This window comes from Kitasatospora sp. NPDC051705, assembly GCF_044453265.1.
Lineage (GTDB): Bacteria > Actinomycetota > Actinomycetes > Streptomycetales > Streptomycetaceae > Kitasatospora.
This window is the reverse complement of sequence record NZ_JBITCO010000013.1, coordinates 175,219-188,381: the sequence shown is the minus strand read 5'-3', so window position 1 is coordinate 188,381 and position 13,163 is coordinate 175,219. Positions and strand designations below refer to the sequence as shown.

Sequence of the window (13,163 nt, the reverse complement as noted above, 5' to 3'; positions counted from 1 at the left end):
GTGGGCACCCCGGGCCCGGCGGAGATCCGGGAGCCGGCCCTAGACGACCAGGCAGCTCGGGCCGAGCAGCTGCTTGAGGTCGCCGAACAGCGCCGGGTCGGACTTCACCCGGTGCCGGTCCAGGCGCAGCACGGTGGTCTTGGTGCGGCTCTCCAGCCGCACCCGCACCTCGGTGGTGCCCCGGTGGCTCCCCAGTACCTCGCCGAGCCGGGCGACCAGCGGCGGGGTGATCTTCCCGCTCGGGATGTTGATGATGATCGGCGCGTCGGCGTGCGCGTTCGACAGGTCGGGGACGGACAGCTCCATGCCCATCAGCCGCGGCACGTCCTCCCGTTTGTCCAGCTTGCCGCGGACGAACACCACGGCGTCCTCGACGAGTTGGGAGGAGACCAGCTGGTAGCTGGCGGGGAAGAACATGCAGTCGATCGAGCCCGCCAGGTCCTCGACGGTGGCGATCGCCCAGGCGTTGCCCTGCTTGGTCATCTTCCGCTGCAGGCCGGAGATGATGCCGCCGATGGTGATGATCGTCCCGTCCGGCCGCTCCGCGAGGTCGGCGACGGCGCAGTCCGCCTTGTCGGCGAGCACGTGCTCGATGCCGTGCAGCGGGTGCGAGGAGACGTACAGGCCGAGCATCTCCCGCTCCTGGGTGAGCAGGAAGGACTTCTCCCACTCGTCCTCGGAGAAGACCACGTCCAGGCCGAAGCTCGGCTCGTCGGAGGTGGCGTCGCCGCCGAACAGGTCGAACTGGCCCTCGGCCTCCTTGCGCTTGACGCCGACGACGTTGTCGATCATCGGCTCGAACTGCGCGCTGAGGCCCTTGCGGGTGTGCCCGAGCGAGTCGAACGAGCCCGCCTTGATCAGCGATTCGACGGTCCGCTTGTTGCAGACCACCGACTCCACCTTCTCCAGGAAGTCCGGGAAGGAGCTGAACTTCCCCTTCGCCTTCCGGGTGCGGATCATCGACTCGACCACCGGCCCGCCGACGTTGCGGATGGCGGTGAGGCCGAACCGGACGGTGTCGCTGCCGTGCGGGGTGAAGTCCGAGTCCGACTCGTTGACGTCCGGCGGCAGCACCTGGATGCCCATCTTGCGGCACTCGTTCAGGTAGACCGCGGACTTGTCCTTGTCGTCCTTGACGGAGGTCAGCAGGCCGGACATGTACTCGGCCGGGTAGTTGGCCTTGAGGTAGGCCGTCCAGTACGAGACCAGCCCGTACCCGGCGGTGTGCGCTTTGTTGAACGCGTAGCCGGAGAAGGGCACCAGGACGTCCCACACGGCCTGGATCGCCGCGTCCGAGTAGCCGCGCTCGCGGCAGCCCTTCTGGAACGGGACGAACTCGGCCTCCAGGATCTCCTTCTTCTTCTTGCCCATGGCGCGGCGCAGCAGGTCGGCCTGGCCGAGCGAGTAGCCGGCGAGGATCTGCGCGGCCTTCTGCACCTGCTCCTGGTAGACGATCAGGCCGTAGGTGGGCCGCAGCACCTCCTCCAGGGGCTTCTCCAGCTCCGGGTGGATCGGGGTGATCTCCTGCTGGCCGTTCTTGCGCAGCGCGTAGTTGGTGTGCGAGTTGACGCCCATCGGGCCGGGTCGGTACAGCGCGAGGACGGCGGAGATGTCCTCGAAGTTGTCGGGCTTCATCAGGCGCAGCAGGGAGCGCATGGGCCCGCCGTCGAGCTGGAAGACGCCGAGCGTGTCGCCGCGGGCGAGGAGTTCGTAGGTCGGCTTGTCGTCGAGCGGCAGCTTGAGCAGCTCGATCTTCTCGCCCTTGTTCTTCTCGATCGCCTTGACGGCGTCGTCCATGATCGTCAGGTTGCGCAGGCCGAGGAAGTCCATCTTCAGAAGGCCGAGGCCCTCGCAGGTGGGGTAGTCGAACTGCGTGATGGTGACGCCGTCGGTGTGCCGGGTCCAGACCGGGATGTGGTCGGTCAGCGGCTCGGCGGACATGATGACGCCGGCCGCGTGGACGCCGGGCTGGCGGATCAGGCCCTCGATGCCACGGGCGGTGTCGATGACCTTCTTGACGTCCGGGTCGGTCTCGTACAACCCGCGGATCTCGCCGGCCTCGCCGTAGCGCGGGTGCGAGGGGTCGGTGATGCCGGACAGCGGGATGCCCTTGCCCATGACGTCCGGCGGCATCGCCTTGGTGATCCGGTCGCCCATCGCGTACGGGTAGCCCAGGACGCGCGAGGAGTCCTTGATGGCGGCCTTCGCCTTGATGGTGCCGTACGTGACGATCATGGCGACCTTGTCGGAGCCCCACTTCTCCGTCACGTACCGGATCACGTCACCGCGCCGGCGCTCGTCGAAGTCGATGTCGACGTCGGGCATGGAGATGCGCTCGGGGTTGAGGAAGCGCTCGAAGATCAGGCCGTGCGGGATGGGGTCGAGGTCGGTGATGCCCATGGCGTACGCGACCAGCGAGCCGGCCGCCGAACCACGGCCGGGGCCCACCGCGATGCCCTGGCTCTTCGCCCACATGATGAAGTCGGCGACCACGAGGAAGTACGCCGGGAACCCCATCTGGATGATGGTGTCCATCTCGTACTCGGCGAGCTTCTTGTGCTCCTCGTCGTACCCCTCCGGGAAGCGCCAGTCCATGCCCTCCCAGACCTTGGACTTGAAGAAGTCCGCCTCGGACTCGAAGCCCTCCGGGATCGGGAAGCGCGGCATGAGGTTCTTGAACTTGAACATGCCCTCGGTGTCGACCCGGGAGGCGACGAGGAGCTGGCTGTTGCGGCAGCCCTCCTGCCAGGCGTCCGAGGAGTCGAGGGCGTACATCTCGGCGGCCGACTTGATGTAGTAGCCGGTGCCGTCGAAGCGGAAGCGGTCCGGGTCCGAGAGGTTCTTGCCGGTCTGCACGCAGAGCAGCAGGTCGTGCGCGCCCGCGTCGGCCTCGGTGGTGTAGTGCGAGTCGTTGGTGACGACCGGCGGGATGTTCAGCTTCTTGCTGATCTCCAGCAGCCCGTCGCGGACCCGCTTCTCGATGTCCAGGCCGTGGTCCATCAGCTCCAGGAAGTAGTTCTCCTTGCCGAAGATGTCCTGGTAGTCGGCCGCGGACTTCACCGCCTCGTCGAACTGCCCGAGGCGCAGCCGGGTCTGCACCTCGCCGGACGGGCAGCCGGTGGTGGCCATCAGGCCGCCGGACAGCTCGGAGATCAGCTCCTTGTCCATCCGGGGCCACTTGACCAGCCAGCCCTCGGCGTAGGAGCGCGAGGTCAGCTTGAAGAGGTTGTGCAGGCCCTCCTTGTTCCGGGCCCAGATCGTCTTGTGGGTGTACGCGCCGGACGCGGAGACGTCGTCCCGCTTCTGGTGCGGCTGGCCCCACAGGATGCGCTTGGTGTTGGAGCGGGCCTCGGGCGCCACGTACGCCTCGATCCCGATGACGGGGGTGATGCCGGCGTCGGTGGCCTGCCGGTGGAACTCGGCGGCGCCGTACATGTTCCCGTGGTCGGTCATCGCGACGTGGGTCTGGCCCAGCCGCTCGACCTCCTTGAACATCTGCTTCAGCCGGGCGGCACCGTCCAGCATCGAGTACTCGGTGTGGACGTGCAGATGCGCGAACGGCTGGTCGCTCAAGGCGGGGCCTCCGGAGGCTCGTGCTGGTCTGGTGGGCCGGTGAACGCGCAGGTCACAGGGGATGCCCTGGAAACAGATGTGGTCCGAACCACCTCACGGGGTCCGGACCATCACTCACACGTTCACCCGTCTACTCTAGCCCCCGCCGAGCGGCCCGCTACTCCCGGCCGGAGGCTTCGGAGGTCAGCCCGGCGAGTCGCGCCCCGGCCGCGTTCGCGACCTCGGTCGCCTCCATCGGGTCGTCCCGCAGGGCGGCCAGCCGCTCCCGCACGTGCGGGCGGTCGGGGGCGTGGGCGACGCCCAGGAGACGGGCGTCACGCTCGCAGTCCCAGAGCGACTCGGTGTACGCCTCGGCCGTCCCGGCCGGGCTGATCGCCGCCAGCGCGGCCAGGTAGGCGGGGCGCTCGTAGGAGTGCGGCGTCTGCAGCCAGAAGCGGCGCAGCAGGGACACCGCGTCCGCGGCGGCCGGGCCGAGCCGGGCCAGGCCCCGTGCCGTGTGCATCGGGCCGCACCAGGTCCGCTCCACCCAGTCCCGCTCCAGGTCGGCGACCAGGGCCGGGGCGTCCTGCTCCTCACCGTGGCGGGCGAGGACCTCGTGGCCGAGCCGCGCCAGCCAGGGCGTGCCGGAGACGGCCCAGTCGCGGGCGGCGGGCATGGCCCGGGGGCCGAGCTTCTCGACGATGGTCGGCAGCAGCGGCAGCGGGAACTCGCCGTCGGCGGTCCCGAGGGCGGGTACCAGGGGGACGAGTGCGGGCTCCGGGTCGCGCCCGTGGAGCACTGCCAGCGCGTCGGTCTTCCTCGCGTCGGGCTCGGCCGGGTCGGCCAGCAGCTCCAGCAGGGCGGCACCGGACAGCCCGGTCAGCGGGTCGGGCCGCTCGGGCCCGCGCGCGGCGGTGGGCACCTCGATGCCCCAGTGGGCCCAGACCTTCGCCCAGGGCGTCGGCTCCCCGCCCCGGGCCAGCCGGGCGCGGGCGGTGTCCGCCAGGTCGTCCCACCACTCGGCGGGCCAGCGGTCGGCGACCGATTCGAGGACGGCCAGCCAGTGCTCACCGTCGGCGACGTGGGAGCGCAGGGCCTCGCGGGCCTCGGCCGAGCCGGAGAGCGCCAGCAGTTCCAGGACGCGGGCGGCGCGCTCGCAGGCGTCCTCGTCGGCGGAGAGGAGGTCGACGACGGGCCGGAGCGGCAGGTCGAGGTCGCGGACGAGGCGGGCCAGGTAGCGGTGGCGCTCGTCGACGGTGGTGTCCCAGCGCCACTCCCAGCGGATGCAGCCGTGGACCAGCTCCGCGGCCGAGGACGGGTCCTCGGCCGCCATCAGCGCGCCGAGGCCGCGGCCGCGCTGCAGGAGCCCCGGCAGGGTGTTCGCCGGGGCGTATGCGTGTCTCCTCACGCCCCCATCCTCCCTCAGGGGCGGGGGCCGTCCTCGTCGGGTGGGTGTGCTCGCAGCGCGGTGACGACCCCGAGGGCGACGGTGGCGAAGGCGAGGGCGAGCAGGACGGCGAAGGCGGCGCCGATCAGGAACCGCACGGCGTGCCCGCGTCGCGTTCGGTTTCGCGTCGGGCGTCGCGATCGGCGTCGAGGAGGAGGGTGAGGAGGTTGAGGAGGGTGGAGACGGGGGCGGTGCCGAAGCGGACGAGGACACGGCCGTCGAGGGTCCGGCCGGTGGAGGAGGAGGGCCACAGGAGACCGAACTTCCGTCCGCGCTCGTGGAGTTCGGCGAGCAGGGCGCGGACGTGGTCGTCGGTGTAGTGACGGATCCGGGGGTCGGTGGGGAGCATCGGTCGGCGGCCGTTCACGCGGCGGCGTCCAGCTCGAACCAGACCGACTTGCCGCGCTGCTGGGGGTCGACGCCCCAGCGGTGGGTGAGGCCCCCGACCAGTTGGAGCCCCCGGCCGGATTCACCGAGGAGGGCGGGCGTCTGCGGCAAGGGAGGAAGCGGGCTCTCGTCCGAGACGGAGACCCGGAGGGTGCGGTCGATCGCAAGGATGAGCACGACCGGCGCGGGCGTCCCACCGTGCCGCCAGGCGTTCACGAGGAGTTCCGTGAGGGCCAGTTCGGCGTCCGCGATGACGGAGGACGGCCAGCCGGAGCGGCCCATCGCGTCGCGCAGCGACTGCCGGGCGATGGCGAGCGAGGGCGTGTTGAGGTGGCGCATGGGACTTCTCCCGGGGCGTGAAGGAGTAATCGGCTTGTCCAGAAGCCGACTTGACGATCCATCGGATCGACGTGTCACCGACCATACCGCAGCGACATCACATGTGATCCCAAATCCGGATAGGTTCATCCTCAAGTGGACCCCGCGCACGGCAGCGCGGCAGACTTGGCCCACATCGGCAAGGAAGGAACCAATGCCGCCCCGACTCAACCCGACGCTCCGTCAACGCCGCATCGGCACCGAGCTTCGGAAGATGCGCGAGGCCGCCGGCCTGTCGGTCTCCACCCTGAGCAGAGCTCTCGGCATCGACAGGACCCAGGTCAGCCAGATGGAGGCGGCCAAGGTCGGCATCAGCCCTGAGCGACTCCGTTCCTTCGCATCGGCGTGCAAGTGCATGAATCAGCCCCTGATCGAAGCCCTGGAAGCTGCCATCCAGGACCGCTCCAAGGGCTGGTGGGAGGAATACCGCGGCACCATCCCGGACGGATTCCTTGAAGTCGCCGAATTGGAGAAGGGCGCGCAGAGCCTCATGTTGTGGGTAGTCACCCACATGCCAGGCCCCTGCCAGACCATCAGCTATGCCTCATCAGTCTTCGGGCGCCTGATCCCTCCACTACCTCGGCATGAGCTGGAGACTCGAACCACCTTCAGGATGCAGCGCAAATCCGACTTGCGCCGCGAGCAGAAGCCCATCACCTGCTTCATCTACGAGTCCGTCCTGTGGACGCGGTTCGGCGGCACCGCGATCCTCCGCGAGCAGCTCGATTCGTTGATCGAAGACTCCGAGCAGCCCTGGATGACCATTCGAGTCGTGCCGTTCGACATCGACACCTTCCCCGGAGCGGTCGAGAACCTGACCTACGCCTTCGGCAGCGTGCCAGAGCTTGACACCGTTGAAGTTGAATCCTCTCAAGGCCCCATACACCTCGATGCCGCCAGCGAATTGACCAGCTACCGGTCCATCTTCAAACGCACCGAGTCCACAGCACTCAGCGAGAGCGCCTCTCGCGACCTGATCCGCAAGATCGCACGAAACCTTTGAAAGGCCCAACATGACCGACACCGAGTGGCAGAAGTCCAGCTTCAGCGGATCCGGTGGTGACTGCGTGGAGGTCCGCGTAGCCGGCGAGGCCATCGAACTCCGCGAATCCGACGAGGCCCACACCATCCTCCGCACCACCCCCACCACCCTCGCCGCCCTCCTCCAAGCCATCAAAAACGGCGAATACCACCACCCCTAGCCACAACACCCCTGCGTAGGAAGTCGGCCCGGCCGACTTCCTACGCGGCAAAAACGGGGTGCGGCCGCGGTCAGTGCTGCGGGTCGGTGGGGGTGCCGGCCGGCGAGCCCGTTCCGCTCGGGGTGCTGCTCGGGTCGGGCTTGGGCGCCGGGTCGGGGATGTCGGCCAGCGGCAGGCGCTGCTTGGGCGTGCCCCGCAGGGCGCCGTTCATGGCGTCCCGCCAGATCGGCCCGGGGCCGTCGGCGCCGAACACCTCGGTGTGGTACTCCCCGTTGATCCTGATGTTGCGCATCTCGACGCCGCCGTCGGGGCCGCCGAGCCAGACCGAGGTGGCCAGCTGCGGGGTGTAGCCGCTGAACCAGGCGGCCCGCTTCTTGTCCGAGGTGCCGGTCTTCCCCGCGATCTGCCGGCCGTCGTCCAGGCCGAGGTCCTTGCCGGTGCCGTTCTCGGTCACGCCGTTCAGGACGGTGTTCAGCGCCCGCGCCGTGTCCTCGGAGAAGGCCTTCTCGCACTGGCCGGCCGGGGCCGGGACGTCCTTGCCCTCCACGGTGGTGATCCTGGTGATGGCGATCGGGGCGCAGTGCGTGCCCTGGGCGGCGAAGGTCGCGTAGACGTTGGCCATCGTCAGCGGGCTCATCTCCTCGACGCCGAGGGCCATCGCCGGGACCTCCTCCAGCGGCTTGCCGCTGGCCTTGGTGGTGATCCCGAGCTTGTTGGCCATCTGCTTGACCTCGCAGAGGCCGATCTCCTGCTCCATCTGCACGAAGTAGGTGTTGACCGAGAGGGCCATCGCCATCTTCAGCTGGTAGGGGCCCTTCTCGCCGGAGGATTCGTTGGGGACGACCGCCTTGGGCCGGGAGTCGTTCTTCCAGGTGCCGCCGCAGGTCTTCATCGTGGGGTACTCCAGCTTGTTCGGAGCCGAGTACTCCTGGGTCGGCGGCAGGCCTGCCTCCAGCGCCGCCGCGGCGACGATCGGCTTGAAGGTGGAGCCGGGCTGGAAGCCGTTGCCACCGCCCATCGCCGCGTCGACGTTGAGGTTGACGACGGTCTGGTTCTTGTCCTTCGCCAGGCCGTAGGGGCGGGTCTGGGCCATGGCGAGGATCTTGCCGGTACCGGGCTCGACCATGCTGGCGGCGGCGGAGACACTGTCGGTGACCCGCACGTTGCTGCTGACGGCGTTCTGGGCGGCGGCCTGCTTGTCCGGGTCCAGCGTCGTGTAGATGTTCAGGCCGCCGGTGTCCCAGAAGTTCTTGCGGTCCGCGGCGTTCTTCCCGAACACCGGGTCCTGCTTCACGACGTGGCGCACGTAGTCGCAGAAGAAGCCCATGCCGGCCTTCGCGGTGATGCAGCCGTTCTGCGGGTCCTTGAAGTTCAGGCCGAGCGGGGCGGCCTTCGCCTCCTTGGCCTGCTCGGCGGTGATGTGCTTGTTCTCGACCATCTTGTCGAGCACGACGTTGCGGCGGTTCTGCGCGGCCACCGGGTGCAGTTTCGGGTCGTACTGGGAGGGGTTCTGCACCAGCCCGGCGAGGGTGGCGGCCTCGGCGACGGTGAGGTCCTTGTTGCTCTTGCCGAAGTAGCGCTGGGAGGCGGCCTCGACCCCGTAGGCGCCGTTCCCGTAGTAGGTGATGTTGAGGTAGTTGGTGAGGATCTGGTCCTTGGGCAGCTCCTCCTCCAGTTTGATCGCGACCTTGAGCTCCTGGATCTTGCGGCCCAGGGTCTTGCGCTGGGCCTCCAGGACGGCGGCCTGGTCGTCGCCGGCCTTCTCGACGTTGACGTTCTTCACGTACTGCTGGGTCAGCGTCGAGGCGCCCTGGGAGGCGGTGCCGCTCTCGGCGTTCTTGCTGATGGCGCGCAGCACGCCCTTGAGGTCGACGGCGCCGTGCTCGTAGAACCGGGCGTCCTCGATGTCGACCTGGGCCTGTCGCATGGACGGCGACATCTGGTCGGCGGTGATGACGGTGCGGTCGCGCTCGTAGACCTTGGCGATCAGCCCGCCCTTGGCGTCGAAGATCTGGGTCGCCTGGGTGAGCGGCGGGGTCTTGAAGTCGTCGGGGATGTCCTCGAATCCCTCCGCCGTGCCCTTGGCGGTCAGCCCGATGCCGCCGACGGCGGGCAGGGCCAGGCCTGCCAGCAGCACGCCGGACACGACGCTCACGCCGATGAAGGTCGCACCGAAACGGGCCAGCCGGAGCGGAGTGTTCCGGGGCGAGCGGGAGTCCTCACCGTCGAGGGAATTCCCTATCGGGGATTCGTTCGATTCCATTGCGAAATGCTAACTCCCGAACCTCTCCGGTCGAACGGTTTTTCGCGGGCGACTGTCACAGCCGTGCTACAGACTCCGAACCCGACCCCAACAGGACACATCGCATACGAACTCGACAATCGGGAGGAATTCGGAATTCTGCACCGGTGACACCCGCCCCGCGCGGCGCCCTTCCCTCCCGCGCCCCTCCCCCTTCGCACCCCCTCTCCCTCTTGACGCCGCGAGGAGGGCAAAACGTTGCTCGCACGCGGCCACCTCGCCCCGACGCGGGGGTCGCGACCTCCGAGCACCTGGCGCGGCCAGCACGGGAGGTCGGGCGGGCCGACTTCCCGTGCCGGGTGCGCGCGCCGGTCGGGCCGGTGCGGTGGCAGCTCCCCGGTGACTCTCCGCCGATTCGCCACCACTCAGCGCTCACGCGTGCCATGATCGGCTCAGCTTTCGCAGGAACCGACAGTCGACAGATCGTGATGGGGACAGCCATGGCCGAACGCCAGAACGGCACCGTGAAGTGGTTCAACGATGAGAAGGGGTACGGCTTCATCACCCCGGAGAGCGGCCCCGACCTGTTCGTCCATTTCCGGGCGATCGAGGGCGCCGGCTTCAAGTCCCTGGTGGAGGGCCAGAAGGTCACCTTCGAGGCCGTCCAGGGCCAGAAGGGCATGCAGGCCGACAAGGTCCAGGTCGTGAGCTAGGGCCGCGGCGTTCTCGCCGTCCCCGGCCCCGGCGGCATCCGCAGGGGCCGGGGACGGCGCCGTTCCCGGCGGCACCCCGCTCAGCGCGCCGGGCCGAGGCCCTCCGGCAGCGCGGCCACCACCAGGGCGACGGCCTCCTCCGCGGTCTCGGTGCGGGCGATCAACTCCCCGCCGGTGTGCACCCCGTACGCCCCCTCCTCCGATCCGTACGCCCCCTCCTCGTACGGGAGGAGGGGGCGTACCCGGTGCGATCCGTCCAGGGCCGCTCGACCGCGGTGGAGAACCACAGGTTGAAGTGGCTGTGGACCGGCATCAGCGCCCGCAGCACCGGCTGCGCGTACGCCGCGGCCACCAGCGCGTGGACCCGGGGGTGCCGGTCGTACGGCGGCGTGTGGACGCGGTCGAGCTTGATCCGCCACTCCAGTTCGACCGGGTCGAGCCGCTCCCGTTCGTGGGCGAGGGCCCAGTCCCGGTACCGGACGAACGGCGCGGCGGCCCCGGTCTCCGCCAGCCCCGCGCCGCCCGTCCACGCCGCCGTCGCCCGGGCCACCTCGGCCACGTCCGCGGTCAACCCCCCTGCCAGCGGCGCGCCGTGGCCCTGGAGCCGCACCTGGTAGGGGTGCTCACCCTCGGGCGGGTACACGACCACCCGCCGCCCCGTCCCGGCGTCGGCGTACTCCACGATGCGCTTCCACGCCCCGGCCGGCTCGGGCAGCCGGAGGCCGAGCCCCTCCGCCGTCCGCTCCAACAGCTCCGCGAGCCAGCCGTCGTCGCGCTCGTCGTCCTCGCAGTTCTCGCAGCCCTCGCACCCCTCGACGACCTCCACGCTCCCGCCGCTCCCGCCGTCCCCGCCGTTCCCGTCGTTCCCGTCACCATCGAGCCCCACCCCAGAGTCCGTCATGCCCCCAGTCTGCCCGGAGGCCACCCTCCCGCAGCACCGGAAGTCGGCCGGGCCGACTTCCCACTCCCGGCCCGGCCTCACCCCTCCCCCACCAGCGCCGCGAAGCGCGCCAACGGGTCCCCCGTGAACGGCCGCAGCGCAGGCGCGAGCAGCCGCGCGCCGCGGAAGCGCAGGCCGCCGAGGAAGGCGAAGCGGGTGGTGCCCTCGCTCTCGGGGCGGGCCGCCATGCCGCCGAGCACCAGGCGGCTCTGCATCAGGCACCAGCCGGGGGCCAGGTCGATGTCGAAGGTGGCCCGCAGCCGGGTGTGGCCGTGGATCCGCGCCCGCAGCGAGCCGTCCGGCGCGGGGGCGCCGAGGTGGACGGTGCGCACGTCCGGGATCCACAGCGGCATCGTGCGCTCCAGGTCCCGGGCGAGCGCCCAGACCCGCTCGAAGGGCGCGTCGATGACGGCCTCGCCGATCCGGGCCGCGCCGGGCGCGGTGGCGGCGATCACGTGCAGGCGCCGCACCGGGTCGAACTCGGCGACGGGCCACGGCGGTGTCGGGTGCTCGGTCACTGCTGCCACGCCTTTCGGAAGCTGAGTCGGGCCCGGGAGAGCCGGGACTTGACCGTCCCGGGTGCGACGGCCAGCAACGCCGCGGTCTGCCGTTCGTCCAACCCCTCGAGGTCGCGCAGCAGCAGCACGGCGCGGTGCTCGGGCGAGAGCCTGGAGAGCACGTCGCGGACGTCCGCGGCGAGTTGGGGGTCGCCGGGAGCCGGCAGGTCGCCGAGCTCGGCGGGCCGGGTGCGCGCCGAGCGGGTGGCGTGCCGGACGGCCTCGCGCACCGCGATGGCCCTCACCCAGCCGAACAGCGCCTCCGGCTCGCGGAGTTGGCGCAGCTTGCGGAGGACGACGATGAGCGCCTCCTGCGTCGCGTCCGCGCCGTCGTCCAGCGCGATCGGGCCGCAGAGCCGGCGGACGTACGGGGTGACCAGGTCCAGCAGCCGGCCGGCGGCGATCTGGTCGCCGGCCTGGGCGGCCCGGACCAGCTCCGCGAGGCCGGGTGGCGGCTCCTGCATGGCGTGCTCTCCGTCGGTCGGCGACAGGGGTCCGAGGAGGGAGGGCCCGAACGGGCGGAACGTTCCCTGCGTCCTCGGTCCGGCCGCAGTGTTCCTCGTCACAGGAACGGACCGGCGGGCGGGGCGCTCCTCCGGATGTCCGAACGTCCTGGCAATCCGCCTGACACTCCGCGAGGTGACGACATGAAGCAGCGTGCGGCACGAAGGATCCTGCGACCTGAGGGAACACCCCGCCCCAAGGACCGTGCACATCCGGTGCGGACGGGAGCGGGGGCCGCCGCCGTGGGGACGGTGCTGGCGGTGGACGGCCTGGTCCACCTGTACTGGGCCACCGGCCGGACCTGGCCGGCCTCCGACACCGCCCGGCTCTCCCAGCTGGTGCTCAACCTCCAGGTGCCCTTCACCCCGCAGGTGCTGGTCCCGCTCGCCGGGGTGCTGCTGTCCGGGGCGGCGCTGGTGGTGGCCCACGGCGGACGGCTGCCGGCCGTGGCCCGCCGGCTGCCCCCGGTGCTGCCGCGCCTGGCGACCGGGGTGGTGGCGGGCGGCCTGCTGGCCCGGGGTGCGGTCGGGCTGGTGTGGGCGACGGGAGCGGGCGCCGACCCGGGGGACACCTTCTACTGGCTCAACCTGCTGCTCTACACCCCGCTCTGCCTGGTGCTGGGCCGCACGGCGTGGCGGCTGTCCGCCGCACCGGCACCCGCACCCGCACCCGCTGCACAGTAGGCAGCCGGGCCCCAGCAGTCGCCTGGTCCCCTTCAGTCGCCCGGGCACAGGGAAGCACCCGGGCACAGGACGTCGGCCAGGCGCAGGAAGTCGGCCGGTCCGACTTCCTGCGCTCAGGCACCCGGCCGCCGGGCCTCCACCTCGATCTCGATCCGCATCCGCGGGTCGGCGAGGCCGCAGACCATCATGGTGGCGGCCGGGCGGACGTCGCCGAAGTAGCGGCGCAGCACGGGCCAGCAGGGCTCGAAGTCCGCACGCTCCGGCAGCAGGTAGCGCACCCGCACCACGTCGGCGAAGCCGCAGCCGGCCTCGGCCAGCGCGGCCCCGATGGTGCGCAGGCACTGCTCGGCCTGCTCCACCACGTCGTCGGAGATGGTCATGGTGGCGTAGTCGAAGCCGGTCGTCCCGGACACGTGCACCCGGTCGCCGTCAACGACGGCACGGGCGTAGCCGATCCGTTCCTCGAAGGTCGAACCGCCGAGGATCGCGCGTCGCTCTGTCATGCGCCGCACGCTAGGCGGGCGACACCGATACGTCCAATACTCCGGAGGCCTTCTC

The 13,163-nt window shown here is 70.5% G+C and carries 15 protein-coding genes; 4 read left to right on the top strand and 11 right to left on the bottom strand.

Annotated features, from left to right (window positions below; translation table 11 throughout):
• Window positions 1-39: 39 nt before the first annotated feature.
• From dnaE to ACIA8Q_RS19010, 5 genes are all read right to left on the bottom strand, one after another.
• A complete protein-coding gene (gene dnaE / locus ACIA8Q_RS19030; protein ID WP_360207251.1) occupies window positions 40-3,573 on the bottom strand; it encodes a DNA polymerase III subunit alpha in 3,534 nt (1,177 codons plus the stop codon).
• 157 nt (window positions 3,574-3,730) lie between these two features.
• Window positions 3,731-4,960, bottom strand: a complete 1,230-nt coding sequence (locus ACIA8Q_RS19025) for a hypothetical protein (RefSeq protein ID WP_396317474.1) — start codon at window positions 4,958-4,960, stop codon at window positions 3,731-3,733.
• 14 nt (window positions 4,961-4,974) lie between these two features.
• Window positions 4,975-5,097 (bottom strand): hypothetical protein, encoded by a 123-nt coding sequence (locus ACIA8Q_RS19020; RefSeq protein WP_360207257.1) that lies wholly within the window; start codon window positions 5,095-5,097, stop codon window positions 4,975-4,977.
• Complete coding sequence (locus ACIA8Q_RS19015; RefSeq protein ID WP_396317473.1) at window positions 5,085-5,366, bottom strand: hypothetical protein; 282 nt, start codon at window positions 5,364-5,366, stop codon at window positions 5,085-5,087. The genes ACIA8Q_RS19020 and ACIA8Q_RS19015 overlap by 13 nt, the downstream gene beginning before the upstream one ends.
• Window positions 5,363-5,725 (bottom strand): ATP-binding protein, encoded by a 363-nt coding sequence (locus ACIA8Q_RS19010; RefSeq protein ID WP_396317472.1) that lies wholly within the window; start codon window positions 5,723-5,725, stop codon window positions 5,363-5,365. The genes ACIA8Q_RS19015 and ACIA8Q_RS19010 overlap by 4 nt, the downstream gene beginning before the upstream one ends.
• A gap of 193 nt (window positions 5,726-5,918) precedes the next feature.
• On the opposite strand from ACIA8Q_RS19010, the gene ACIA8Q_RS19005 reads away from it, so the two are divergent.
• Window positions 5,919-6,767 carry a helix-turn-helix domain-containing protein gene (locus ACIA8Q_RS19005; RefSeq protein WP_387898457.1) on the top strand — a complete coding sequence of 283 codons (849 nt, stop codon included), beginning with the start codon at window positions 5,919-5,921 and terminating at the stop codon, window positions 6,765-6,767.
• A 10-nt stretch (window positions 6,768-6,777) separates the two neighbouring features.
• Complete coding sequence (locus tag ACIA8Q_RS19000) at window positions 6,778-6,966, top strand: DUF397 domain-containing protein (protein WP_387898454.1); 189 nt, start codon at window positions 6,778-6,780, stop codon at window positions 6,964-6,966.
• 70 nt (window positions 6,967-7,036) lie between these two features.
• Here ACIA8Q_RS19000 and ACIA8Q_RS18995 read toward each other — a convergent pair whose 3' ends face one another.
• Window positions 7,037-9,121 carry a transglycosylase domain-containing protein gene (locus tag ACIA8Q_RS18995; RefSeq protein WP_396317471.1) on the bottom strand — a complete coding sequence of 695 codons (2,085 nt, stop codon included), beginning with the start codon at window positions 9,119-9,121 and terminating at the stop codon, window positions 7,037-7,039.
• Window positions 9,122-9,708: 587 nt separating this feature from the next.
• Between ACIA8Q_RS18995 and ACIA8Q_RS18990 the strand changes: the two genes are divergently transcribed.
• Window positions 9,709-9,921 (top strand): cold-shock protein, encoded by a 213-nt coding sequence (locus ACIA8Q_RS18990; RefSeq protein ID WP_360207276.1) that lies wholly within the window; start codon window positions 9,709-9,711, stop codon window positions 9,919-9,921.
• A gap of 80 nt (window positions 9,922-10,001) precedes the next feature.
• Here ACIA8Q_RS18990 and ACIA8Q_RS18985 read toward each other — a convergent pair whose 3' ends face one another.
• From ACIA8Q_RS18985 to ACIA8Q_RS18970, 4 genes are all read right to left on the bottom strand, one after another.
• Entirely contained in the window at window positions 10,002-10,103 is a 102-nt protein-coding gene (locus ACIA8Q_RS18985) for a DUF6193 family natural product biosynthesis protein (protein WP_396317470.1), read from the bottom strand.
• The gene (locus ACIA8Q_RS18980; RefSeq protein ID WP_396317469.1) at window positions 10,082-10,822 is read right to left on the bottom strand and encodes a DUF6193 family natural product biosynthesis protein; all 741 of its coding nucleotides are present in this window, start codon (window positions 10,820-10,822) and stop codon (window positions 10,082-10,084) included. Before ACIA8Q_RS18980 ends, ACIA8Q_RS18985 begins: the two co-directional genes overlap by 22 nt.
• Window positions 10,823-10,899: 77 nt before the next feature.
• Window positions 10,900-11,379 (bottom strand): hypothetical protein, encoded by a 480-nt coding sequence (locus tag ACIA8Q_RS18975; RefSeq protein ID WP_360207282.1) that lies wholly within the window; start codon window positions 11,377-11,379, stop codon window positions 10,900-10,902.
• Complete coding sequence (locus tag ACIA8Q_RS18970; RefSeq protein ID WP_360207285.1) at window positions 11,376-11,882, bottom strand: RNA polymerase sigma factor; 507 nt, start codon at window positions 11,880-11,882, stop codon at window positions 11,376-11,378. The genes ACIA8Q_RS18975 and ACIA8Q_RS18970 overlap by 4 nt, the downstream gene beginning before the upstream one ends.
• A gap of 255 nt (window positions 11,883-12,137) precedes the next feature.
• Between ACIA8Q_RS18970 and ACIA8Q_RS18965 the strand changes: the two genes are divergently transcribed.
• A complete protein-coding gene (locus ACIA8Q_RS18965; RefSeq protein ID WP_360207287.1) occupies window positions 12,138-12,605 on the top strand; it encodes a DUF3995 domain-containing protein in 468 nt (155 codons plus the stop codon).
• Window positions 12,606-12,718: 113 nt separating this feature from the next.
• On the opposite strand, the gene ACIA8Q_RS18960 is transcribed toward ACIA8Q_RS18965, so the two are convergent.
• Window positions 12,719-13,108, bottom strand: coding sequence for a RidA family protein (locus ACIA8Q_RS18960; RefSeq protein WP_396317468.1), 390 nt, complete (start codon window positions 13,106-13,108; stop codon window positions 12,719-12,721).
• Window positions 13,109-13,163: the final 55 nt, after the last annotated feature.